The 26,696-nt window shown below is 42.9% G+C and carries 15 protein-coding genes and 1 tRNA gene; 7 read left to right on the top strand and 9 right to left on the bottom strand.

Annotated features, from left to right (window positions below; all coding sequences use genetic code 11):
- Positions 1–23 precede the first annotated feature (23 nt).
- Both HY064_05995 and HY064_05990 read left to right on the top strand, forming a co-directional pair.
- Positions 24–1,457, top strand: coding sequence for a hypothetical protein (locus HY064_05995; protein MBI3510195.1), 1,434 nt, complete (start codon positions 24–26; stop codon positions 1,455–1,457).
- A complete protein-coding gene (locus HY064_05990) occupies positions 1,454–2,956 on the top strand; it encodes a B12-binding domain-containing radical SAM protein (protein MBI3510194.1) in 1,503 nt (500 codons plus the stop codon). Before HY064_05995 ends, HY064_05990 begins: the two co-directional genes overlap by 4 nt.
- A 3-nt stretch (positions 2,957–2,959) precedes the next feature.
- Here HY064_05990 and HY064_05985 read toward each other — a convergent pair whose 3' ends face one another.
- The gene (locus HY064_05985) at positions 2,960–6,385 is read right to left on the bottom strand and encodes a T9SS type A sorting domain-containing protein (GenBank protein MBI3510193.1); all 3,426 of its coding nucleotides are present in this window, start codon (positions 6,383–6,385) and stop codon (positions 2,960–2,962) included.
- Between the two features lie 238 nt (positions 6,386–6,623).
- Between HY064_05985 and HY064_05980 the strand changes: the two genes are divergently transcribed.
- The 3 genes from HY064_05980 (at position 6,624) to HY064_05970 (ending at position 9,149) form a co-directional block, all read left to right on the top strand.
- Positions 6,624–7,541, top strand: a complete 918-nt coding sequence (locus HY064_05980; protein ID MBI3510192.1) for a prohibitin family protein — start codon at positions 6,624–6,626, stop codon at positions 7,539–7,541.
- 284 nt (positions 7,542–7,825) lie between these two features.
- Positions 7,826–8,989, top strand: coding sequence for a hypothetical protein (locus HY064_05975; GenBank protein MBI3510191.1), 1,164 nt, complete (start codon positions 7,826–7,828; stop codon positions 8,987–8,989).
- Between the two features lie 88 nt (positions 8,990–9,077).
- Positions 9,078–9,149, top strand: a tRNA-Met gene (locus tag HY064_05970).
- A 147-nt stretch (positions 9,150–9,296) separates the two neighbouring features.
- Here HY064_05970 and HY064_05965 read toward each other — a convergent pair.
- Positions 9,297–12,869, bottom strand: a complete 3,573-nt coding sequence (locus HY064_05965; GenBank protein ID MBI3510190.1) for a PKD domain-containing protein — start codon at positions 12,867–12,869, stop codon at positions 9,297–9,299.
- Positions 12,870–13,072: 203 nt separating this feature from the next.
- Positions 13,073–13,837: a LexA family transcriptional regulator gene (locus HY064_05960; GenBank protein ID MBI3510189.1), complete on the bottom strand. Its 765-nt coding sequence runs from the start codon at positions 13,835–13,837 to the stop codon at positions 13,073–13,075.
- Positions 13,838–14,257: 420 nt separating this feature from the next.
- Between HY064_05960 and purL the strand changes: the two genes are divergently transcribed.
- Positions 14,258–16,480, top strand: coding sequence for a phosphoribosylformylglycinamidine synthase subunit PurL (purL, locus tag HY064_05955; protein ID MBI3510188.1), 2,223 nt, complete (start codon positions 14,258–14,260; stop codon positions 16,478–16,480).
- Positions 16,481–16,516: 36 nt separating this feature from the next.
- Here purL and HY064_05950 read toward each other — a convergent pair whose 3' ends face one another.
- From HY064_05950 to HY064_05940, 3 genes are read right to left on the bottom strand one after another with little or no spacing between them, the layout of a single operon-like run.
- Entirely contained in the window at positions 16,517–18,157 is a 1,641-nt protein-coding gene (locus HY064_05950) for a T9SS type A sorting domain-containing protein (GenBank protein ID MBI3510187.1), read from the bottom strand.
- A 7-nt stretch (positions 18,158–18,164) separates the two neighbouring features.
- The gene (locus tag HY064_05945) at positions 18,165–19,550 is read right to left on the bottom strand and encodes a T9SS type A sorting domain-containing protein (GenBank protein ID MBI3510186.1); all 1,386 of its coding nucleotides are present in this window, start codon (positions 19,548–19,550) and stop codon (positions 18,165–18,167) included.
- A 7-nt stretch (positions 19,551–19,557) separates the two neighbouring features.
- The gene (locus tag HY064_05940; GenBank protein MBI3510185.1) at positions 19,558–21,216 is read right to left on the bottom strand and encodes a T9SS type A sorting domain-containing protein; all 1,659 of its coding nucleotides are present in this window, start codon (positions 21,214–21,216) and stop codon (positions 19,558–19,560) included.
- A 254-nt stretch (positions 21,217–21,470) separates the two neighbouring features.
- Between HY064_05940 and HY064_05935 the strand changes: the two genes are divergently transcribed.
- Positions 21,471–22,328, top strand: coding sequence for a hypothetical protein (locus HY064_05935; GenBank protein MBI3510184.1), 858 nt, complete (start codon positions 21,471–21,473; stop codon positions 22,326–22,328).
- A gap of 159 nt (positions 22,329–22,487) precedes the next feature.
- Here the strand turns inward: HY064_05935 and HY064_05930 are convergent, their stop codons facing one another.
- From HY064_05930 to HY064_05920, 3 genes are all read right to left on the bottom strand, one after another.
- Complete coding sequence (locus tag HY064_05930) at positions 22,488–24,692, bottom strand: hypothetical protein (protein ID MBI3510183.1); 2,205 nt, start codon at positions 24,690–24,692, stop codon at positions 22,488–22,490.
- Between the two features lie 78 nt (positions 24,693–24,770).
- Positions 24,771–25,568, bottom strand: a complete 798-nt coding sequence (locus tag HY064_05925) for a hypothetical protein (protein ID MBI3510182.1) — start codon at positions 25,566–25,568, stop codon at positions 24,771–24,773.
- A 301-nt stretch (positions 25,569–25,869) separates the two neighbouring features.
- A complete protein-coding gene (locus tag HY064_05920) occupies positions 25,870–26,586 on the bottom strand; it encodes a hypothetical protein (GenBank protein ID MBI3510181.1) in 717 nt (238 codons plus the stop codon).
- Between the last annotated feature and the right edge of the window lie 110 nt (positions 26,587–26,696).

Here is a 26,696-nt window from a genome sequence, read left to right as displayed (position 1 = left end):
GAAAAATATTTTCGCTGATCACCATGGTGATTTTTTTTGGGCTGGCGCTTGTCGGGATCCTCCATCATGAATTGTGGCTCGACGAAGCGCATCACTGGCTGTTGGCAAGAGACAGTCATTCTATTGGTGAATTATTCTACAACGCGCGCTACGATGGACATCCGCTGCTTTGGGATCTGTTGTTATTCGTCATAACCCGTTTCACTCACGATCCGTTCTGGATGCAGTTTGCACACATTCTTATTTCTTCTATTGCTGTTTTTCTTTTCATGCGTTACTCTCCTTTCAGCTTTTATGCATGCATAATAATTGTTTTCGGTTATTTCATTTTTTACGAATACACCGTCATCTCGCGGAATTACGGACTCATTTTCCTTGCGATGACCGTTGTTGCTATCCTTTATCCGCAACGAAAAAACAAACTCTGGCTCTTCGCGCTTGCACTCGCGTTTCTTGCGCTCACGCACCTGTTTGCCTGCGCGCTCGCGGGTGTGCTCCTAATGATGGAGTTTTCCGAAAGTATTTATGGCAATGAAAATAAAATAGCCATTAAGAAAATAATTCCGCTCTGTCTCGTTCTTGGAGTATTGTTTTTCGTCGGCTACGAAGCGCATCCGCCCTCTGATCATTTTCTCTATCGCTATGATACGGATGCTTATTTTTCTTTTAAACGTATCGGGAAAGCATTTTCAATTCTCTGGAAAGGATTTTTTCCATTGCCCGACATGAGTTGCGATCATCCGTGGAATTCGAATTGGGTCATTTCACTTTCGAAAACTTTGGCAGTACTCCCTTCGGCGGCCGTGTGGATACTTCCTTATTTTATTCTTACCACAAAAAAAACGCGACTCCTGTTTTATTCCGCTGCTTTGCTTGTTGCCTGTTTTGTTTTCTTTTCGCCTCTCATGGTTGCATCGCGGCATTGCGGTGTACTTTTTCTTTTTCTCCTCTTTGCGATCTGGATCAATGAAGATGAAAAAAAGTTGATGACAAAGCCAGGGAAGATGCTTTTCTATTCTGTTCTCCTTGTTCAACTGATCTCCGGTATATTTATGTACGCCTGGGACTTTCGCAATGATTTTTCTGCTTCAAAAAAAGTGACCGATTGGATAAAAAAGAATAAAATGGACAAGGAGTTTATTGTTGTGCATGATCATTCCACTGGCCCGCCGATCGCTGCGTACCTGGACAGGAATTTATGGTATGCTGAGAATAATAATTACGAGAGTTTCTGCAGGTGGAATACAATTCCATTTATCATTCCACAGGATGTGTTACTTGGAAAATTAATTCCTGTGAGTAATGACCTGGGCAAAGGCGGACTCCTCATCACGAATAAAATGCTGCGACAAACGGCTATTGATTCTGCGCCTGCTCTTCATTTGCATCCGCTCATTTTCTTTGAAAAATCTGGTACGCGTTCCGAAACGTATTTCATTTATGAATTTCACCGATGAAAAAAATTTTGCTCTTCAATCCGCGATCAGCAACAGGTAAACCGAGAATTCCGAATTCGGTTTTACAGGTAGCTGCTTCCATTGAGGGAAAACAGGAATGGACGATCATCGATGGAAATCTTGAAGAGCATCCTGCGGCAAAAATATTTCATTATTTGAGTTCCGGTAATTTTGATTTTCTCGGAGTGACTGTAATGCCGGGACCGCAGCTTCACCAGGCCATTCCCATTTGTCGTGATGTGCGCAAACATTTTCCGGATGTAAAAATTATCTGGGGAGGATATTTTCCATCGAATCAACCTAAGGTCTGCCTCGAATCGGGATATGTGGATGTGATCGTGAATGGCCCCGGCGATAAATGTTTTCCGTTGCTCCTGGAGAGTTGGGAGCGGGGGGAGTTGAGTTGGGAGAACATTCCGAATATTATTTTCAGAAAAAGTGGAAAGATAATTACTACAAGGAAAGATGAACTCTATGACCAGGATAAATTACCCGATCTTCCTTATGAAAAGCTCAATGAAATTTATCCGCTTGAGAACTATCTCGGCAAAACGTGGCTCGGAACGAAAACTATCGCTTACCATTCCAGTTTCGGTTGCCCGTTCACGTGCTCGTTCTGCGCGGTTGTGCCCGTGTACAACGCGCGCTGGAAAGGAAGATCGGCAAAGAAAATTTATCACGACATAAAATTTCTTAAAGAAAAATTCGGCGGGAATGCAATAGAATTTCACGACAATAATTTTTTTGTTTCTGAAAAGCGTGTTGTTGAATTCTCGGAACTAATGCTGAATGAAAAAATGAACTGGTGGGGCGAAGGAAGAATTGACACGATTGATAAATTCAAAGATGATTCGCTCGCACTCATGCGTGAAGCCGGTTGCAGAATGATCTTCTTCGGTGCAGAAACCGGCGATGATGCCCGCCTGAAGAAAATGGATAAAGGCGGAACGCAAACCGGGGAACAGATCCTTCGCTTTGCGGAACGAATGAAAAAATTCGGCATCATCCCGGAATATTCTTTTGTGCTCGGAACTCCTGCCGATTCTCCGGAAGAATCTCACAAACAAATTGAAGACGATATTGTTTTTATTCGCCGCGTGAAAGAAATAAATCCGGGAACGGAAATTATCATTTACATGTATAGCCCTGTTCCGGTAGAAGGATCGGAATTATTCGAAAGCGTGAAAGCAAAAGGATTTCATTTCCCGGAAAAGCTGGAAGAATGGATAAGCCCGGCATGGGAAAAATTCGATCTGCGGAAAAATCCTTTAACGCCCTGGTTGAATTCTTCATTGGTAAATCGCGTCAGGAATTTTGAAACCGTGCTTAACGGGTATTATCCGACGGTGTCGGATGTGCGGCTTTCTCCAATGAAAAGATCGGTTATGAAAAAATATTCTGCGCTTCGTTACAAATCAAAAATCTATTCAGCGCCGCTCGGGGTGAAATTTCTTCAGAAAATATGGAAGTACCGCCAGCCGGAGAAAGAAGGATTCTGAAAATTACCGCACAATGAATTTCCCGCTCCTGATCATCGTGTCTCCCGTCAGTTTGTAAAAATAAATTCCCGGAGTCATCCTATTTGCCGGTGGAGAAATATAATCTCCCGGCAGATGTTGTTCACGAAGAATTAATTTTCCGCCTGCATCAAAAATTTCCACGATAAATTTTTCCATCACATCACTTTGCAACAGGAGCGATTGTCCCTGCACAATAGGATTCGGAACGAGCATTGCATTTCCATTGGAGAGATGATGTTCGTGAATTCCTGTCATTGGAGAAAGATTGATATTGTCGATGTACAACGCCTGCCCGTAGTAGCCGTGATTGCGGAATGCGATCATGAGATCGGTGGAAGAAGTCCAGGCAGAAAGATCGATGCTGTCCGTTGCCCATTGCGTTGCAGTTGGAACAAAAGTTACATTCTGTTCTACAGGAGCTGTTGCCAATTGTGCAGGGCCTTTCATGTAAAGTGAAGTGAACGTATTTCCACAATCTGTTGAAACCAGAACTTCGAGTGAATCATCATAAGGAGAACCATAAGGCGCGTACGCGCGATCGAATTTCAACCAGTGCGTCGACTGCTGCGTCATGTCGGTGCGAATGCGAAGATCATCGTGATGTCCCTGGCTGTCGAAATCATAATTATCGAAAATTGCACTCTGCGTACTTTGTGCGTAACCTCCTGCATTATTCGCGAGCGACCATTGCGCATCACCTTCAGGATTGTAAATGAACCAACCGTTCGGAGGAAAAGTTGTTTCGAACCCTTCAGCGAGATAATTATTCACAGCGTAAGAAGTGATCGTTACAGAAACTGTTCCTGTATCTGTTTGACTTAAATTATCAGTGATGATCAATGTTGCAGTGTAAGTTCCGGGAGTGGAATAAACCACTTTCGGATTTCTCAATGTAGAAGAAGAAGGACTTCCACCCGGGAAAGACCATTGCCACGAAGCGCCGTTGTGATTGATAATGGAATGATCTTCGAAATAAAAAGTATCGACAACACAATTCATCACGTAAGAAAGTTTATCTACCTGCGGTTGGCACACGGGAAATTGTGGCTGATCGATGAGCGCATTTTCCCATACACCGTGACCGTAACTGGAAACTTTTATTTTTCCATCGCGATAAAAAGGACGGAGATAAAGTGAATTCAGTTGTGCAGGCAAACCGGAATTATCCGGCATCCAGCCGCTCGTGGAATTATTCCGGTAATAAACGGTTTGATCCGTGGCAATGTAAACTCCGCCATTCGTTGCGCCTATGCACTGAATGGAACGCACTTCCTGATTGTCGAGATCAGAAGTTGTATAATTATTCCACGTTGCTCCACCATCGGAAGAACGGAAAACTTTAAAACCATTTGCATTCGAAGGATAGCCGATCCACAATGAATCAGGATCAGTAGGAGAAAGTGTGATGATGATTCGCGAACTGTTTCCTGCAGGAATAGGGAGTTGTGTAAAAGTACTACCGCCATCTGTTGACTTCCATATTTTTCCAAGATTGCCCGAAGCCGGTTGCTGCGTTACATACATCACATTGGGATCGGCCATTGAAATTTCAAAATAGCTTACGTTCGCCGCGGTGTTTGTTCCGAATGAGTAAGCAAGATTGAATGATCCGCCACCATCACTTGATTTATAAAGTTTATTGGCATTTCCGATCCAGGCAATATTGTAACAACGCGGATCGAATTTCATTTCACTTGAATTCGCGGTCCAGTAACTTTCATTCGGCGACATTCCAAGAGTGAGATACTGCACCGGTTGGCCAATCGCATTCGGAAGAATTGCCCCGCCGATCTCGCTGCTGTAAACTTTTTTATTCATTCCCGGATTCACATAACCCGAAGCAGGTTCACCTCCGCCGAGTTCTATATAATTATTCGCAGAATAATTTTCATCGTAAGCCACCACTCCATTATGATAAAGTCCGCCCACCATCACATCATCATTCCATCCTTCACCGAATCCCCAGAATTCAGAACCGTGTACGCCATCCATTCTCACCTGATTATCGGCATTGAAGAAATCATTCGAAAAATAAATTCCACCATCATTCGTCACCCAAACTCCACCCACGCCTACACGAAAATCCTGCTGATCGACATGAATATCCAACGGCCCGCCAATGTAGCCGGCAACAGAAGAAAAATTATTTCCGCCATCATCCGATCGCCAGAGATTCAATCCTCCAATGAGAATATGATCTGCATTCGCGGGATCAGCCATGATCGCGCAATTGTAAAATCCCTGGTCGTAGGTCCACGTTGGTGTTCCGTAAGCGAGATTTAAATGCGATGCAGTGTACGGCCCGCCATCGGGCCCGTTCGGTAAATTCCAAGTCAATCCACCATCGTTACTTCTGTAAACTCCAATGAAACCATAATCATTTGCTTTCGCCTGCCCAATGAGGTACGCATACACGCGCAACGGATCAGCGGGCGAGACCGCAATGCGTGCACCACCGTCTGCACGCGCGGGATCAGTTGAATTGTACCAGCCATTCGATTGAATGGTGAAAGTAGAACCGGTATCACCCGAAAGAAAAAATTCTGATTTTAATTGAGAAGCATTGTCTTTCACGAGGTACACCACATTCCCTGTTCCGGGTTGCATTTTCACATCCCAGCATTGCTGTGTGTAAACGGTGGTCCAGTTGGCGCCGCCATTCGTGGTTTTAAAAAATCCTTTGTTCGCTGCAACAAGCACGACGTTCGGATCGGCAGGATGCACAAGAATTTCATTCGCCCACAATCCGCTCACTGCAAGAACAGGATTCCATGTTGTTCCTGCATCAGTTGATTTGAAAATAAAATCGCCGCTGCCTGCATACACTATGCTTGAATCGGTTGGAGAAACGCAAATAGCAGAAACACTTCCACCGAGCGGATCGTTGAGTGTGCACAATTGCCAGTTCGCTCCCATATCGACAGAGCGATAAATTTCTCCCGGTTCAGTTCCTGCATAAAGATAGTTGGGATGAGAAAGACATTGGGAAAAGCTATACACATTGGTCTGTTCGCCGGTTCGCGTTCCATCTGTTGCAAAAACTTTTTCGGGGCCCACCAGTGTCCATGCGCTTGCGGTGGAGGTTGTGCTGGAAGACAACCTGTTCCTTTTTTTAAGCTGGTCGGTTGGAGAAGGTTTGCGGATGAAACCATTCTCATTCACATATTGAAAATTTTCATGCCGCCATATCCGGTAATAAGCGGTGTGGCTGGTTTGCACGAATGGATGAGAAGAATAATATTCCTTATAGAGACTATCAACAACAAAAACGTTTGGATCATCGCTGTACATTTCCTGCGCCCATTGTGGAAGAGTGGAAATAATTGTTGCAGAAGGTTTGGATATCTGCTGTGCAGAAATGAAAGTGCAGCAAGCAAGAGAAGTGAGGAGGAGTAATATTTTTTTCATTCTTGAAATTTTATGCGGGACAAATATCGTGAATGAAATCTGCCTGAACTGATCTTATTTTAACCGTTAATTGTTGTGTGATGATCGTGGTGAAGGCAAATGAAAAGTTACGAGATTAACATTGATTAACGCGGGAAAACAGGAAGTGGACAGATAGTTGTGACTTTTCCATCTGCATCCGTGTGCGAACGCGGGTAGCCATACACACCTGCCCCTTAACCAGTAAAAAAATAAAAAAATGAAAAACAGCTATTTTCATCAGGGAGAGGTGCGTTCATTCCGCAAAAAAATCCTCTTCGCCACGCCGCTCATTGTTTCCATGTTTGTTTTCAATGGTTGTGTTACAATACACCCCGGCGAAGTGGGCATTGTTACAGAGTACGGAAGAATGCAATCCAAAACGTTTACCGGCGGCAGGCACATGACCGATCTCTTCGGGCGGCGCGTCATCAAGATGAGTACACGCGTAGTGGAATATTCTGCAACGGAACATTTGCCTACGAAAGAAGGATTGGAGATACAGGCCGAGGTTACTTTGCTTTATCACCTGAAACCGGAATCAGCGCAAAGTATGTATGAAACTTTCGGACTGAATTACGGGAATATTCTCGTGGTCAATAATTTTATTGCGATCGCGCGCGAAGCCACATTGAATTATTATGCGAAGGACATCATTACAGAAAGAGAAAATCTCGAAGTGATGATGAGGCAGAAACTGGAAGCGGCAATTTCTTCCTATGGAATTGTGATCGATGCATTGCTCCTGAAAGACATTGATCTTCCCGACCAGGTAATGGCTTCCATACAGGAAAAAGTAAAAGATCAGCAGGAGCTGGAAAATGCGAAAGTGAATATTGAGAAGCAGCGGATAGAACAGGAATACGCGCTGGAGAAAGACAGCATACAGGTGGCTTACGATATGCAGAAGCGCAGGCAGGAAGAAGATTTTGCTATTGAGCAGCAGAAGAAAGAAGCGGAGCGCATGGAGATCGAAGCGAAAGCGAAAGCAAATGCTAATTCCATCGAGAGTAATTCGCTTACGGATAAAATACTCAAAGAAGAAAGCATCAATATGTCGAGGGAACTGATGGCTTCGCCGAATTCAAAAGTGATCATCACCGACGGGACTTCGACATTGCATGTGAGTCCGAATTGAGATTTTTGAAATATTTTTCAGAAAAAGCATTCTTTAAACGGAATGCTTTTTTGTTTCAGTCGATCACACTTTCATCAAAAAAAAATTACTTTCCACAGCGCCGGTACAATTTTTGCTGTGATATTCTCATGCGAAAAGTTTTACTCTTCATTATTTGCATAAGTCCCGCGTTTATTTTTTCAGGTTATATTGATTACAGCCGGTGGCCATCCGCTGAAGATTATTCACTTAAAGGAAAAGTGAAATCATGGAGGGAGTATTGTGATGGTAAACTAGTTCGGTACATGAATTTCGATAAGGCCGGCCGTATTCTTACCGATAGCGGGAACGGAACCATTCTGAAAAGTGTGAAGGAATATGATGCTTATGGAAATATTACGAAGTGTCTTTATTATGGGCCCGATGGAAAAATTTATAACACGTATTCTCTTTCAGTAAGCAATGCAGAACGTTCCGGAATTTTTTCTTGCAGTTATGATAAAAATGGAAAAGTACTGGTAAAAAAAGCGATGAACCAGGATGGGACTGAATTGTATACTAGCATTTATAAATACGATGAAAAAGGAAATCTCACCGAAACGAAAGGTGGGACTATCGATATTTACGAGAGGAATTATGAGAATGAGAATGACAGCGAACTTGTGCAAACCATTTACAATTCCGCAGTAACTTATAAGTACAACGACAAGAACCTGCTGACTGAAAAAATAATTTTCGGGGTGAATGAATTATCCATAGTGAATTATTCGGATTCAATTTTACGGTTTCATGAAACGTACGCTTACGATTCGCACGGGAGAATGATCCGGAAATTAAGCAAGCAGGTGGTGAGTTGGGAAGTGTATACCGATTCCCGTCATGAAAAAAACGTTGGTGGAGTGAAAGTAAGGAGCGACGATGCAGGAGTGGCAACCGATTCCACGCTGAACCTGATGATGTACAAATATGATGCGAACGGGAACGCGACCGAGATTGTAAAACTCAATTCAGATATAGATAAAGATGTGCGTTATGTTTTTAAATACGATGGAAGAAATCATAAGACGGAATCGGATCGTTACGATGAATACAATATTTCTTATGAATACAGGAATGATGAAGAAAATAAAATCATTGCACAAGCGGCTTCACCGGATTTTGATATGATTGCAAAAATGCCGGAGTACTGGTCGATGGGAACGCCTACTAAAGAAACCTGGAGTTACGATGCGCAGGGGAGAAAGACGGAATGGCTCGTTTATGGTTTTCAGAACGGATTGAGTTATCGCGTTGCCTGGCAATATTCTGAGAATGGAAAATTATCGGAAGAGACACATTATGATGTTTACCACAATACTGTTCGTGCGCAGATGAAATTTGATGATAAAGAAAATGTGATCAGCGAAACGGATTATGATTACTGGAATAAAACTGAACGAAACTATACTTACGGAATAGAGTATTATTGAGCGGTAACAAGACACTAAGCTGTTGATAAGATTTATTAGAGTGAAAGGAAAACGACTATATTTGCACCGCTTTAAAAGCAACAAACGATGCGGGGTGGAGCAGTGGTAGCTCGTCGGGCTCATAACCCGAAGGTCATAGGTTCGAGTCCTGTCCCCGCTACATTTTGCAAAGGTATTCTCAATCGGGAATACCTTTTTTTGTTTAATTGAAATATCACAATTGAATTCCTGATCGCGGTAGAATTCAGAATCACCAACAAAAAAAGAGACCTCCGTTCAAAGATCTCTTTTTAGAAAAATTATTTTCTTACTGCACCACGATCCTCGCGCTGCTGCTTTCATTTCCATTCGCCGCTCTCAGAATATAAATTCCTCTCTGCAATTCCGTTTCGGGATGGAATTCAATGGCTGCTCCATTATAGAAATCTACTTGCTGCGTGATGACTTTATTTCCAAGCACATCATAAAGTTCCAGCGTCATCTGTCCTGCGCCTGAAGTAAAATCATTCGGCGTGATCGTAATATTTCCGCCCGGAGATGGATTCGGATATACACTGATCGATGCACTCATTCCGTCGTCACTGATCGTTCCATCGGGTGCAGCGTATCTCAGCGCAGATGCAGTAGTGATAGTACAAATTGTTCCGTATGCGCCCCACACACCCGCAACGTAGGCTGCAATTTCTACATTGTAAGTAGTGTTGGTGAGAATTCCGGTGAAAGAACTGATGCGGTAATACGTTGCATTATTTCCTCTCGTTACTACCTGAGTATAGCCGAGTCCTGCGTTCGACATGCGGATGCGGTAATTGGTTGCAGTAGGAACTGACGTGTAATAAAGATTTGTTGCATTGGTAACGCCGCTGAGTCCGCAAGAACTTCCTGATAATTGCGAAGTGGGTGTAACAGGAGTAGTGAGTGTGCAAACATTTCCATAAGATTGCCATATTCCGCCAACGTATGCAGAAATATCTACATTGTAAGTAGTGCTGTATAAAATTCCGGTGAACACACCAAGATTAGTATACGTGAGATTATTTGTTCTCGTCACCACCTGGCTGTAGCCCAATGAAGCATTCTGCACGCGAATATGATAATTGGTTGCGCCCGATGTTGCGGTCCAGTAAAAATTCTGCGTGATCGATGCGAGTGTTGCTCCACACCATGTTGCTGTCAATTGCGATCCGCCGCATGCATTCACCGTGATCGTTACATTCGAAGTTGCTGTACATCCGTTCGCATCTGTGCCGGTCACTGTGTAAGTTGTGGTTGCTGCCGGTGTAACGGAAACAGAAGCGCCGCTCAATGATCCCGGCATCCAGCCGAAAGTAACTGCTCCTGTTCCGCCGGAAGATGATGCGGTGATGGTTGCAGAATTTCCGGAACAAATAGTGGCCGTTCCCCCTGCAGTAACAGTAAGCGCCGAAGGTTGTGTGATATTTACTGATGCAGTTGCGGTACATGTTGCTGCATCTGTAACTGTGCACGTGTAGGTGCCCGCGCATAATGAGCTTGCAGTTGCTCCTGTTCCCCCTGATGGTGTCCATGCGTAAGTATAACCAGGTGTTCCGCCGGAAGCAGTTATCGTTGCCGATCCATTGCACAAAGTGTTACAAGTGACATTAGTTTGTGAGGACAATGTCGCAGTTGGTCCCGATGTTGTGCCGACTGTTACGGTTTGTGTTGCAGTACAACCATTGGCATCGGAGATCGTGCATGTGTAAGTTCCACCTGCAAGATTGGATGCTGTTGCTGCCGTTCCGCCAACCGGCGCCCACGAATAAGTGTAACCGGGAGTTCCGCCGGAAGCGCTGACTGTTGCGGTTCCTGTGCTGCCACTGCAGCTGCTCGGAGTGGATGACCCGGAATGGGTGATCGCTGTTGGTTGCGTGATGCTTGCTGTTTGTGTTCCAGTACAACCGTTCGCATCGGTAACTATGCACGTGTATGTGCCCGCGCATAATGAGCCCGCAGTTGCGCTTGTTCCTCCCGATGGAATCCATGAATAAGCGTAACCCGGTGTTCCGCCAGAGGCAGTTACCGTTGCCGATCCATTGCACAAAGTATTACAGGTGACATTTGTTTGAGAAGAAACAGTAACTGTTGGATTAGCATTCACAATGATATAGGCCAAACGATTTTTTGTATCACTGCCGCTTGAATTTGTAGCGGTGAGAGAAACAGAATAAGTTCCGGCAGTATTATAAGTTACAGTTGGATTCTGTGAAGTGGATGTAGCAGGAGTTCCTCCCTGGAAAGTCCACGACCATGAGGTCGGAGAATTTGTACTGAGATCGGTGAACGTTACTGTTCCGCCGGCGCAAAGTGTTGTTGGCGATCCGCTGAAATCTGCAACAGGTGGAGTAGCGCAAGTGTAACTTGTCATTGCAGATGGCCCGCAGGTATTTCCCGCAAGACTTTTCGTCTGCACATTATTCGCTGCTGCGAGATCATCAGCACTCGGAGTAATATTCTGCGCACCATTTGATATAGCATAGTGCATGATAGCGCCCGGATTAATAACATGTGCGTTTTGATGACCGTGGCCGAGTTCATGCACAGCAACAGATTGAAAATCGTATTGATTGATTGTTGGCAATCCCGGGCCATAATTCCAAGTATCAGGAGAAATATTACTTCCGTCATCGAAAATAATATCAAGCTCAACAACGTACCATTGAAAGCCGGAACCCGGATTACACCCGTTCCAATAACTGTAACACACACCAAGAATTCCTGCAGAGAGTGGAGCAGTATTGTCGAAACAAATGCAATTCGTTCCATCACTCACGGCATCATTCACTGCTGTATTTGCGCCAATGGTCCAGTTAATTCCTGTATTGCATCTCCACGTATCAAATGCACGCATGAACGAAGCACTCGCAGGAGCATTTCCTGCAAACCCCGGATTCATTTGCCAGGTATATCCTCCGCTTCCATTATCATTCACATGATCGGTGTGATAAGCCTGTGTTCCTGTTCCCGGATCAAAATTCGCATTCAGATTTCCCCACGAAACTGTTAGTGTTCCCGCACTGGTTGCAGTTGTTCCCTGCGTAACCTGTATTGTTCCTGTTCCTGCATTCTGCGGAACTTCTACAATGATCTGCGTAGCGCTCCAGGAAATATATTGTGTGGCGAGCGGATTGATGTAAGTGGCTCCACCATCATCTGCGTTTTTAAATCCAACAGTTCCGGAACTTCTTGTAGCGCCGAATCCACTTCCGTTGATCGTGAGTTGCGATGCTGTTCCTGCGGTTATTGTTGTCGGGGAAAAACTTGAAATAGAAACTGAAGCAATATTCGGACCGATGCGTTGTGTGGATGAATTACCAATGGAAAAATCTTTTATGATTCTGTAACGCGGAGATCCCGGCGGAAGAAGAACAGGGTAAATTTCATTGGAAACATCACGATAAGTATGGAATGGATCGCTCGCTGTGTTGTTCACCAGATCATAACGGATAAATCCCTGAACAGAACCATAAGCTTCATATTGCGGAACGGAAGATCTTGTTTGCAAAGTTCCCTTCACATGCTTCACCGTTTCGCAAGTGAAAATTCCAACATCGCCAATTCCGAGATGAAGAGCGGGATCGGCATTGATCATGAAATCACCAACTGTTCCGCCTTCGGTGATGATCTCGATAGTGGAAGTATTCACATCGCCTTTGAAAACTTTGTAAATATCCACCGTGTTCACTGTGTAGATCATGTTGTGCGCAGTATTCCACAATGAATATTTTGCAATGACTTGTCCTTCTACAATAACGTCAGAAGCATTCACACGCGACTGCAGCGTGAGTTCGGTGAGCGCGCATTGCGCATGCATGCCTGTGAAAGCGAAAAGGCCAATAAGAGCGGGTATGATTTTTTTCATAAGTGTGTGAATTAGGGAAAACAATTTACGGATTATCGGGCAGATGCTACTGCGTTTTTCGACGAGGACTGGTTTTATTCAGACGGTTTTTTTCAACAAAAAACCGGTTATGAGTTATGGCTTGGGAACGGAATGCGGAAAGTGCGAATTCTTCATCACGAACCAACACAACCAACCAAGCAACACAAGCAACCAAGCAATCACTACCTCTTCCTGATCTGTTCCATTTCCACTTTCATACTTCGCAGTAACTGCATCACACTTTCCAAATTGATCTCTTCTTCTTTGCGGTCCGATAAATTGAGTGCGCACACGAATTCCCATAATTCCACCACATCGGAAATTTTTACAGAATACGGTTCGTAATCTTTATTGTCGGAATGCAGTTCGAGCGAAGAGGAATTATTTTTCCGGTGAACGCGTTTGTACACTACGCCTTCTTCTTTTGTAATGAGCACATACGTTTTTCCATTGACAATATCATTCACATGCTCCACAAATTTCCCGATCACCCACGCGCCCGGCTTCAGCGGCGGCATGGAATCGCCTTTGATGGGAAATGCGCGGTTCTTACCCGTGACTTTGAAAGGAAGATTCATTGCCGGCAATTTCGAAATGTATTCGGGATCGGAATATCCTTCGAGATAACCGGCCGATGCTTTCACCGTTACCACTTCCACCTGGTCGTTGTTCATTTTGTCAATGACAATCGGAAACAGGATCCGGTTCTGTCCCACTTTCATCAGCGAGGATGGATCCACCGAATTCAGATCACATTTCACAAGTGCATCTACCGCCACGTGAAAAAGATTCGAAACGCGAATGAGTACATCCACCGGCGGATCGCATCTTCCTTCTTCGTACGAGCCAATGCGCGCACGCGTGATCTTCAGTTCTTCGGCCAGCTTTTCCTGCGACCATCTTTTTATTCCGCGCAGGTAGCGCAGATTTTTTCCGATTTTCGACATACTAAAAAGTTTAGTACTAATGTACTAAATAAAATAGTTACTTGCTTTGCCTTAATGGAATTTATTTTTTGAAGGGCATGAAATAGTTTTTTGCGAATGGAAGATGGAGGTTGTACATTTCGCAATAAGGGACAGATGAATTATTGGTAATGCCTGCGTTTGTTCTTTTGCGATTCAACTTTGCGTCTTAGCGCCGCAGCCTGCCCTGAAGAATTGAAGAGCGGTTCCTGAATAATTCTTTTATTAAACTGCAAAGGCGCAAAGGCACTAAGAATTCTCAAACTGAGCCACGACTGAATAATTTCCTCGAAGTGAAATCAGTCCATCTTCCATTCCCGTTGAAAAACAATTCCTCATTTGTTGATAAAACAGAAATTTCCGCCCTGCATTCTCCGTAGTTTTGCAACTCAATTTTTCCCTATGTCAGCAACTGCCACACTCACCACTGTAGAAACTGCAAAACAACTCGGGTTACTTCCCGAAGAATTTGAAAAAATAAAATCCATTCTCGGACGCATTCCGAATTTTACGGAGCTGAGTATTTATTCCGTGATGTGGTCGGAGCATTGCTCTTACAAAAATTCCATCGTGTGGCTGAAGACGCTTCCGAAAGATGGCCCGCACATGCTGGCGAAAGCGGGCGAAGAAAATGCCGGGCTCATTGACATTGGTGATGGACTCGGCTGCGCTTTCAAAATCGAATCACATAATCATCCGAGTGCGCTCGAACCTTATCAGGGCGCAGCAACTGGAGTCGGCGGGATCAACCGCGATATTTTCACTATGGGCGCGCGCCCGATCGCGCAATTGAATTCACTTCGTTTCGGCGATCCGAATCTCGAGAAAACAAAATGGCTTGTGCGTGGTGTGGTGAAAGGAATCGGCGATTATGGAAATGCTTTTGGAATTCCTACGGTTGGCGGAGAAGTTTTTTTCGATGAATGTTATAATGTGAATCCATTAGTGAATGCAATGTCGGTGGGAATTGTGAAGAACGGCGAAACTGTTTCCGCTATTTCTTATGGTGAAGGAAATCCTGTTTTCATTGTGGGATCTTCCACAGGCAAAGACGGAATTCACGGCGCTGCATTTGCGTCGAAAGATATCACTGAAGATTCTGCGAAAGATCTTCCCGCTGTGCAGGTGGGCGATCCGTTCCAGGAAAAATTATTGCTCGAAGCGTCACTCGAAGTCATTCAAACCGGCGCTGTCGTCGGAATGCAGGATATGGGCGCGGCGGGAATCACGTGTTCCACTTCTGAAATGTCGGCGAAAGGAAAAAGCGGGATGAATGTGTGGCTCGATAAAGTTCCCACGCGTCAACAGAATATGAAAGACTGGGAAATTCTTCTTTCTGAATCTCAGGAGCGGATGCTGGTGGTGGTGAAAAAAGGACAGGAAGAAAAAGTGAAAAAAGTTTTTGATAAATGGGATCTCAATTGCGTGCAGATCGGTGAAGTGACGAATGGCGATCGCCTGAAATATTTTATGAGTGGAGAATTGGTCGCTGATGTTCCGGGCGAATCGCTCGTTCTTGGCGGTGGTGCGCCCGTGTACAAGCGCGAATGGAAAGAACCAAAATATTTTTCTGAAACGAAGAAATTTAAAATCGACGATGTGAAAATTCCTGCGGATCTGAAAGGAGTTGCAAAATATCTTGCTTCTCATCCGAACATCGCTTCGAAAAAGTGGGTGTACAATCAATATGATTCCATGGTGGGAACAGTGAACATGAGTACGAATGCTCCTTCCGATTCCGCGATTGTGAATATCAAAGGTTCGAAAAAAGCGCTCGCGATGAATGTGGATTGTAATGCGAGATATGTGAATGCAGATCCGGAAGTTGGTTGCGCGATCGCAGTTTCAGAAGCAGCGCGGAATATTGTTTGTTCGGGAGGAGAAGCTTCGGCTGTTACAAACTGTTTGAATTTCGGAAATCCATATAATCCAGAAGTGTATTGGCAATTTGTGGGTTCAATAAAAGGAATGGGAAAAGCGTGTGAGAAATTCAAGACGCCGGTCACAGGAGGAAATGTTTCGTTCTATAATAATTCTGCTTCAGATGGCCCCGTGTTTCCTACACCAACGATCGGTATGATCGGAATTGTTACAGATAAAAAATTCATCACCACACTCGATTTCAAAAACGAAGGCGATTCTATTTATCTCATTGGTAAAATTGCAAATGATATTTCTTCTTCAGAATATCTTTATTCATTTCACGGAATAAAAAATTCGCCCGCCCCGTATTTTGATCTCGATGAAGAATTCAATATGCAGCGTGCGCTCACATCCGCCATACGCGCAGGCGTGATCGCAAGTGCGCACGATTGCTCGGACGGAGGTTTATTCATCACGCTGCTCGAAAGTGCAATGCCGAAAAATATGGGATTTGAAATTTCTTCTGAGAAGTCGGTGAGGAAAGATGCATTCCTGTTCGGCGAATCGCAGGGCAGGGTAGTGGTGAGTGTTTCTGCGGCGAATGAAAATAAATTGGAAATGGAAATGAAAAATGCAGGAGTTCCGTTTTTAAAATTAGGAAAAGTGAAAGGGAAAGATAGTGTGATAGACGGGGAGAATTTCGGAAGTGTTGCAGATTATAAAATGAAATATGAGAACAGGATCGGGGAGATGATGAATTGAGTTTTGGGTTATGAGTTATGGGTTACGAGGAAGTGATTAATGTTGAATAATTATTTTTTGTGAAAAAATATTTTCTCTGTTCGTTATGCGAATAAAATAAATTCCATCTTCATCAGCACTCAGATCAATCTCAAAATTATTTTCATTCAGGTTTTCATTACGCAAAATTTCCTGTCCGAGTGAATTGAAAATAGACAAATCATATTTTCCGGTAAAATTATTTTGAAGAATAAAATTTCCATTGGAAGGATTAGGAAAAATTACCGGAGTGAAAAAAATATTCGATTGATCTATTCCGGTTTCATTACCGCAATGATATTTTGCAACGAAAACATCTTCATCGCCGGCTCCGGCTGATGTCAGCGTGTCGGAACCAATAACAAAAGGGCTAACGTAAAAATCTCCGCCGATGTAAACATTCCCGAAGGAATCTGCAGCAATACCATTCTGGTCGTCACCTCCGCTCGAAAGCGCTTCCGCACAAAGAAGATTTCCATTCGGATCAAACCGGGCAAGGAACATCGGTTCAGTAAAATTGGATGGCATGCTGAGTGTTGTTGAACCGAAAGTGACAGACAAAACAAATTCACCGGACATATAAACGCTGCCCGATGCATCTGCACTTACAGAGTAGCCCTTATCGTTTATTCCTGTCGCATTTTTTGACCAGACCGCATTTCCATTCGGATCATATTTGACAAGGAATGCATCATTCGATACACCAGGATTAGTGAGTGTGTTTGTGCCGAACACGATCGAATTACTCTGAAAATATCCGGTTAAAAACACATTTGAGTTTGCATCTGCACATAAAGAGTAACCTTCATCATCACCGGTTCCCCCGGCACCGTTCGCCCAAAGTACATTTCCATTAGCATCATATTTAGCAATGAAAATATCATAGCTGCCGGCATTCGTTAGTGTATTTGTTCCAATGGAAATAGAAGGGCCGAAAAAAAATCCGGAGAGCACTGCATTGCCGGAATGATCAGCAACAACGGAGACACCTTCATCACCTCCTGTTGATCCGCAACTTTTCGCCCACAGCGCATTTCCGTTCGGATCGTATTTGGCAATAAAAATATCGCTGCTGCCTGCATTGGTAAGGAGAGTTGTGCCGATGGTCATCGTCGGACTGAAAAAATATCCGGTTAAATAAACATTTCCGGTTGCGTCTGCACTTACGCCATAACCAACATCAGTGCCTGTTCCTCCTTCGCTTTTCGCCCAAAGTGCATTTCCATTCGCATCATACTTGGCAATGAATATATCATAGCCGCCGGCGTTCGTAATTGTCGTGCTTCCGAAAGTAATAGAAGAGCTGGAATAGGTTCCCGTGATAAAAATATTTCCATTTTGATCAGCGCAAATTGAAAATGCCTCATCACCACTTCCGCCACCCGCTCTTTTTGCCCAAAGAACGTTTCCGTTCGGATCATATTTAGCAATGAAAATATCCCACGCACCGGTGTTCACAAGATTGACAGATCCAAAAGTGAGGATGGGGCTTTGAAACTCTCCTGTAACAAAAACATTTCCTGCCGTATCAGTACAAACGGCAAAACCTTCATCGGGACTCGCGCCTGTCGCACTCTTCGCCCACAACCAGTTTCCCTGCGCGAAAATATTTGCCGATAGAATAAAAAATAAAAAAACTAAAATGAATTTTGATTTCATGAAAAAATTATTTCTCAATAATTATTTTCTGTGAATAAATTTTTTCATCGCTCGTTACCTTCACGAAATAAATTCCATTGGCTTCACTGCCCAGATCAATTTCAAAATTATTTTCATTCAGGTTTTCATTATGCAAAATTTCCTGTCCGAGTGAATTGAAAATTTCTATTTGATAATTTCCTGAAAAATTATTTCTGATTGTGAAAATTCCGGAAGAAGGATTGGGAAACAGAAAAATATTTTTTGTTTCTTCAATTTCATTTACTGAAGCCGCAACCTGGCAAAATCCATTCAACTCCACAGGAACAGGGCTGTCATTTGTATTTCCATTTCCGAGTTGTCCATAATTATTTTGTCCCCACGTCCAGAATGTTCCATCGTTTTTCAGAGCAAAAGATTGCCTGCCGCCAATTCCTATTGTAGAAACTCCGTTGAGAAATGCAACCGCGACCGGAACGTTGCTTGCAAATTCACCATTCCCGTCACCGAGTTCACCGGACATATTTTCTCCCCACGCCCAAATTGTTCCATCGCTTTTCAAGGCATTCGAATGTCCGCATCCTGCAGTAATGGAAATTATTCCAGAAAGACCCGTTGATTGCACTGGAGTATTACTGCTGATATTATTTCCGGTTCCGAGCTGTCCATAAACATTCCAACCACTGCCCCAAACTGTACTGTCATTCCTGAGAAAGAGCGAATGAGCATAACCAGCAGAAATAGAAATAATGTTTGTAATATTTATTTGCACAGGAAGATTTCTGTTCGCGGTATCACCGATGCCGAGTTGGCCCGAATGATTCAGTCCCCATGCCCACACGGTTCCGTCATTTTTCAACGCGAGAGAATTTCCATTTCCTGCCGACACAGCGATAATTCCTGTCAAACCTAAAACATGAACAGGAACATTGCTATTGGAGAAATTTCCGATTCCGAGTTGCCCGTAAGTATTCGTTCCCCAAGACCAGACGGTTCCGTCAGGTTTTATTGCAAGTAAATGGTCGAAACCTGCATCAACCGAAACATAACCTGTGGTCCAGTTCGTAACCTGCACGGGAATATTGCTGCTTGCATTATTTCCATTTCCGAGTTCGCCTGTAGAATTATCACCCCATGCCCAAAGTGTTCCGTTATTTTTCAACGCGATCGAAAAACCGCCGCCGCCAGAAACAGCAATGATCCCGGTGAGAGAATTAACCGTAACAGGAAAATAACTATCAGTTGTATTGCCAATTCCCAACTCACCCGAACTATTATTTCCCCACGCTTTTACGGTATGATCACTACAGATTGCGAGTGAATGCTGGTAACCACCGCTAAAAGTCTGGGCAGAAAAATAAAATGGCAGACCTAAGATAATGATTGCAAAAACTAAAATGAATTTCGTTTTCATGAAAAAATTATTTCTCAATGATTATTTTTTCCGAATAAATATTTTCATCGCTCATTACCTTCATGAAATAAATTCCATTGGCTTCACTGCCCAGATCAATTTCAAAATTATTTTCATTCAGATTTTCTTTGCGAAGAATTTCCTGTCCGAGTGAATTGAAAATTTGCAGTTCAAAAGTTTCGGAAAAATTATTCCGGATGGTGAAAATTCCATTCGAAGGATTGGGATACAGAAAAATATTTTTTGTTTCACTCATAGTACTCATTCCCGTCATCACATCTAATTTCCCAATGAAAATATCGGCATAACCGATCGTGGAATCTTCATTGAAATAATTATCGGGGCCAAAATTTATCATCGGGCTTCTCCAGTCGCCGGTCGCGTATATTGCGCCGGAAGATCCGATGGCAATGGAATTCATTTCATCGTCCGTCATTCCTCCTGCACTAATCGCCCACAACGGATTTCCGGAAGGATCGTATTTGTATAAAAACATATCCTGGCTGCTCATGGAAGAATTTGTTAGCGTTGTTGTGCCAATTGTCATTGACGAACTGTTGAACATTCCGCTCATGTAGGAATTTCCCACCGCATCTACCGCCACTGCATAACCGAAATCATGCATCGCTCCGCCCTGGCCTCTTCCCCACAATTCATTTCCTGCAGAATCATATTTCAACAAATACACATCGCCCATTCCATTGTTCGTGATCGTAGTACTTGCAAATTGAAATGAGGCGCTGTGATAATGCCCGCCTACAAAACAATTCCCGGAATTATCAGTGGCCACACAAACAGAATGATCGTTCAGCGAATCGCCAGCGCGTTTTGTCCAGCGGAAATTTCCTGCCGAATCATATTTCGCAACAAAAATATCGGGATAACCCGGGCCTGCATTATGCAAAGTAGTTGTGCCGAACGTGAGCGAATCACTTGCAAATCCACCGGAGATATAAATATTTCCGAAGTTATCTGTCGCCACTGCATTGCCCATATCATTGAGCGAGCCGCCGGAATGTTTTGCCCACTTCACATTTCCGGAAGGATCGAATTTTATCAGCAGTACATCGTAAAGTCCGTTGTTGGTGAATGTATTTGTTCCGATAGTGATCGTGCTGTTGTAATAACATCCGGCCACATAAAAATTTCCTGTAGAAGGTTCAACCGCTACCGCTTGCGCAATATCCCAGTCGCCCGCGCCGAAACGTTTTGCCCATTGGGGAATTCCATTCGAATTATATTTCGCCACAAAAATATCTCCGTAGCCGGCCGATGCATTCAACAAGGTGTCGTTACCGATGATGAGCGAATCGCCGGTGAAATAACCGGTGACATAAATATTTCCGGAAGCATCAGGCGCGAGCGCAATTGCATAATCATCACCAGCACCACCTTCACTCGTTGCCCAGGCCACATTTCCATTTGCATCATATTTCACAATGTAAAAATCGTTGAGGCCTTTGTTAAGCAAAGTATGTGTGCCGAAAAAAACCGTGTCGCCGTAAAAATATCCGCACGTGATCACGTTGTTCGAATTATCAGTGGCAATACAACTTCCGAGATCGTAACTCTCTCCTCCGGCAACACGCGACCAGTTCCAGCCGGGAGTTTGAGAAAAAATTGCAGAAGAAATTAAAAGGAAGAATAGGGTAAAGAGGTTTTTCATTTATCTAATTTACGAAATAACCATGAGCAACGACAGAATTTTATATTCCGGTAGAGGAGCAGGTTGAGATTTTTTTGATACTTCTTTGAGTCTTTGTGGCCTCACAAGTATTTCTCAAGAGAAAATGATTTTGTATTCACGAAGTTTCAATAGGCCACGAGGACACCAGAGCACAAAGTTTTTGAGGGAAAAATCTTATTCAAATTCAAACTAACAGACTATCCAAATTCCTAAATTGCATCACTATTCTTCAGGTGAAAAAAATAATTCTCAGTTCGCTTTTTTCTACAGCAACTTTTTTTGCTCATTCGCAGGATTCGATCGCACATCGTTTCATGATCGGTGTGCAACCCTCATTGGAATGGACAAATTTCAAACCGGAGAACAGCCAGGTTTACAGGAGGCCCGATATTCTTGAAGGCGGACTTGGATTAGGTGGAATCGTCGAGACGTTATCGATCGGGTTGGTTGCGGGGTATGAATGGAAGCCAAAAATATTTTTCACATCAGGAATTTTTTTCGCGCGTATCGCTGGCAGAATTGAGAGCGAGAAGGCGATCATGGTTTACCAGTCCGGCAATGCGCTTGTTCCCATCAGCCAGATCGACAGCAGTTATCTGCGTCTTCATCCGGGAACCAATAAATGTTTGTTTGATTCGCGGACTTACGGATCAAATTACGCAGTAGTTCCAATGCTGGTGAATTTCCGGATCGTGAAGTATGATATTTATTCTTTCACTTTCATAGTTGGAGGAGAATTGCAATTCAGGACAGAAACTGATTTTGAAGATTACTATTACAAATATTCTGATTCGACGGAGATCTTCGTTACGCTCGGGGATGCAGTCACCAGGAATGAAATGAATTCTACTTTGTTCACCTTATATGCCGGGATGGAAAACAGGATTGAACTCGGAAAACATTTTGTTTTTGCTTTCGGATCGCACTGGACACACGGCCTGAGTAATCCTGTAAAAAAATATTCGATTTATAACATGGATGAAGGTGCGACGGAATCAAATTTTCTCACCAATGGAAAACCGGTTGCAATCGAGCAGAAATTTCACCTGAAGACTTTTGGTTTACACGTTGGATTTTATTTTCAGTTTTGAAGAGGGGAGAGTGGTTGCCTGAAAACTATAATCGAAATAAAAGAGACACGAAGAGTAAAATATTTTTTTCAGGCGAAATTATTTTCAATATTGATTTTTTATCCAAAGATTTTGCCGTGTGGATTTTGCTTTCATAATCTTTTAAGTTGTGATGGCAGATTAATGCACCACGCAAACCAAATCCGGATCACCGCCGGTTCTGTAGAAAGCTCCTTGCGATAAACCTGCATTTCGCGCTGCAAGATTATTTGTATACACCGGCAAACCAACGACCTGCAATTGACTCGTCGGAGCAGATGTTCCGATACCAAGATTTCCCCCCATCAACCAACTATTGCCGGAAGCAGATAATTTATTGACATACGCAGTGTTTTCTTCCGGAGGAGGAAATGATGTGATCGTGAATTGCGCCTCGTTCATAAATTCATAACCTGCGGATGGCCCTGAACCCGACGGCACATCAACAAAACTATAGGGGCCTGAAGGAGAAGAGGATTTAAACAATCTATAGTTCATTGCTCCCGGAATCGCGTTCCAACCAATGCGAATAGTTTTGTAAACATCGACAATAAATGACACGGGATCAGAAGCTCTCGTCCATCCTGTTCCGTCGGAAGCTGCTACCCTGAAATAGTAAACGTCTCCCTCTGTTAAGTAACCAATTGCGTGATGGCCGGTGATAATTGAAGTTGATGGAGGCGACATTTCAATTGCAATATTAGAATCAGATCCAAGTGTGATTTTCTCTCGTGGATCAGTTGATCCGATTCCAACATTCGTATTTGCATCACCAAGCAATAAATTTTGCCCACTTTTGACTAATACCCTGCTTCCATCAATTTTATAAGCACAAGAAGTTCCAATATTTATACTTCCTTCTACATGAAGTTTGTCTTGTGGTTTTGTAATTCCTATTCCAACATTTACATTTAAATCACCAAGCACTAAACTGTTACTTTGTTCAACAATTGAATTTGCACCGATGGCTGTTGAGTTATCATAATTTCCTGTTGTTCTGGAATTAATTCCGATGTAAGTATTATTGTTACCGGAAGCATTTTTCATCCCGGATTGATAACCCATCGCTGTATTGCCTGAACCATCTGTATTCTGCAAAAGTGTAGAGTTGCCAAACGCACAATTCTGAATGCCGGTTTTATTAAACTGCAATGGCGAACAACCAAAAGCGCTGTTTTCATCTCCCATGTTGTCTGCTAATGCTCTGTCACCAAATCCTGAATTAGATAAATGATGCCCGTTATTGTAGCCAGCTTGCAGACCGATGAAAGTGTTGTTTTGTTTAACCACTAAAATATCTTCGCAATCAATTTTAATTGTGCTGCCTCCTGAAATATTAATATCACCATCAACGTCAAGTTTAGCTCTTGGGATTTGTACTCCAATACCCAACCTTCCCGTTGTTGTTGCTGTTAAAACGCGGACACCCGTAGAATAATTTGCAAGTCGCCAGTCACTCAGACCACCGTCAACGAAACCCATTGCCCAAATAGAATCAGGATTAGTCATAATAAACTGAGCGTATCCATTACTCTGGCTTGTTGTAACCGCAATAGTAGATGTGCTATCCGGATGATGGACTTCGAAATAATATTGCGGCGTCAGTGTTCCGATTCCAACCCTGGTTCCATCATTAAATAAATTGGAATCTGCTTTCCAATTTGTTCCATCATGCCTAAGCGTTTGCCCATTCGTTCCATTCGGCAAATTATTTGGTGTTACCCAGCTTCCCTTACCATTGTTATCTGATGTAAAAACTTTTCCTGCTCCTTGCGTTCCATCCACAATTTTTACTGAACCGCTCACGTCCAATTTCTCCGAAGGGTTAATACTATTAATTCCAACATTACCTCCGGTGTAAGAAAGATTTGTTCCGGATAAATTCCATGGATTAGGTTGCGGTAAATCTGATTCGAGTTCAAAGGAGACTCTGAGATTTACAATATTTGTAGACGGTCCGCCAGAGGCTGTTTGTACCAATATAGCAATGCGCTGTCCTGCACTGACATTTAAGCTAAGCACGCCGGTTCCATTTGTTATTTTGCCATCGAGTGAAACTGAAATATTATTTCCAAGGGCAAGCGCATTAGCAGGTGAAACATGTTCTAAAGCAAATTGAACAGTAAATATATTTCCCGATCCGGTCAGTGAATTTGATTTGCAATCCCAGAAAAGATTTTTCAACGTTCCGCTTCGAGAAATTAAAATACTTGTTTCACCGGTTGAGGAAGGCTGTTGCGTGCCACCGGCCAATGGCAAATAAGTTGACGCGCCCTGGCCGATAGCAGTGCGATGGCAGAAATTGAAGGCAGTCGCAGTAAATTTTTCAGGCTGATTATTGTACATGGTTTTAGTTTTTAAGTTTTGTTATTCAAGGGTTATTTTTTTCGAATCGAAGAAGTTGCATTTCATTATCTTTTATTATCAATTCAGAATAATCTGTTCTTCCGCAAATTCCCTTCTCAGCCGCGCAACAAATTTGTCAAGAAGGTATTTGCAGGATCTGTTCACGCTTTTATTGTTCCGGAAAAATTTCACGAAGTAGGGCGACAAAGCATAGTAAACGGCAATGAAAATCCTGCCGGCGAAATGTGGTTTCAGTTTTTCATCACGGAATTTTCTCAGCACAAGAACTTCGGGCGCATCATAATCACCATAAACCATCGTTGCAATGTAACAAACCTCACTCATCACACCCATTAGAAAAAGGAATCCCTGTACCAGCATGATCATAAGATAAATGTAAAAGGCACCGAAGCCAATGGCGAAGACGATCGTTAAAAAAATGCAGAAATTTATTTTTTGTTTCAATTGCTCATCCACGATGCCGTATTCTTTCATTTTGTTTCTTGCCTCGAATAGAAAGAAGATCGACATCGGAAACAGAAGGAGTGGAAAAAGAATCCCCAAGGCAAGATATAATTTTCCTTTTCTGAAATCTTCGTTCACCTCTTCCTGTGGCGTTAAAGGTTCATCATTCTTTTTTGAAGCAGGATGCCACTTTGCTTTTCCTTTTTTCGAACGGTTTGTATCGGATAAAAGAGAAGGATGCTTGTCAATAATATTTTCATGTAAGGATTTGACCGCTGAAAATATTCCTACGGTATCATTTGATCTTGGAATAATGGAATCTTTTGAAAAATTATTCAGAGTCAAATTGAAGAAAGGAATAGTATTTTCCTTTGGAATGTGACGGCTCGCACGATCTTTTCTGTAATTCATTTTGTCAATCTCCGCGAAATTGTGGCAGGAGTCAGAGAAAAATAAAAATGCTACAAGTAGAAAAGAAATAATTTTTCTTGTGCAAACGGTGTGTAAAGGTTTTATCATGCAGTTGATTGATTGACATGACAAACGTAAACCAGTTGATTCATTTTCCGAAATCGAATTGCATGTGGACTTCATTTTTGTATTGCAAATATTGAAACGCATGGTAGTGATTGTTGCGTGATTAGTATTTAGCGCAAAATTTTTATTTTAATGATGTATTGATTTTTAAACGAAACTGCACTTCTGCATTCTTTTACCTGAACAGATATCCAATTGTAAATGCTCCATTGAGTGTATAGATCTCTGCAATGGATTCGACACCGTGACCAGATGGATGATATTCCGACGGGATCGGTCTGTAGTCGTTGTAATAAGAGTCACCCCATATACTGCCGCGTAATCTTATTAATTGATCGTAAGGTTCCATTTTATAACCCAGTTTCAAAATCACGGTTGGTATCCATGCGATGCGGAAGTAAAATTTCTTATTTACATTCTGATACCGGTATCCGATCCTCATATTGAATTTTGCTTGATAATAATTCACTGTTTTTACGTCCTTGACGCCATATTGAAAACCATCAGGATCGCCTGGCCCGTAAAGCAAATAGGATTCTGTTTTCCTGCGGGGATATTCGCCTGAAGATTTATATTCCAAAAGATTTCCAATTCCCATTTCCAGGAAATTATTTTTTCTTCCGAGCATGGCGTCTGATTCGACTGTGCCAATGAATTTCGGGCCATTGAAAACCGCGGCAAAAAACATATCGACAGGATCTATTCCGATGGAAGCATTAAGTTTGAGTTTTTTCTTCTGGTAAAAAATCCGTTCGTAATTTACTTGTGGGAAAAAAGAAATTCCACCTGCCTGGAAGTTGAGTGAATTCTTTTTAAGCAGAATGGTGCTGTCCTTCTGCGCGAAAGCGAAAAGAGAAGTGAGCAGGCATAGAATAGTCAGTTTCTTTTTCATGGCTCTGTTTTTTATTTCAATTTCGTTACCTGACAAACGTAGAGGAGTCCAACCATAAAAGAAAATTGAATTCCGGATAACGCGGGAAGAATAATTTGCAGATTTTAAAT

It is taken from the genome of Bacteroidota bacterium, assembly GCA_016194975.1.
Classification (GTDB): Bacteria; Bacteroidota; Bacteroidia; order Palsa-965; family Palsa-965.
The sequence above is the reverse complement of the archived record's forward strand: the minus strand, read 5'-3'. Positions and strand labels throughout refer to the sequence as shown.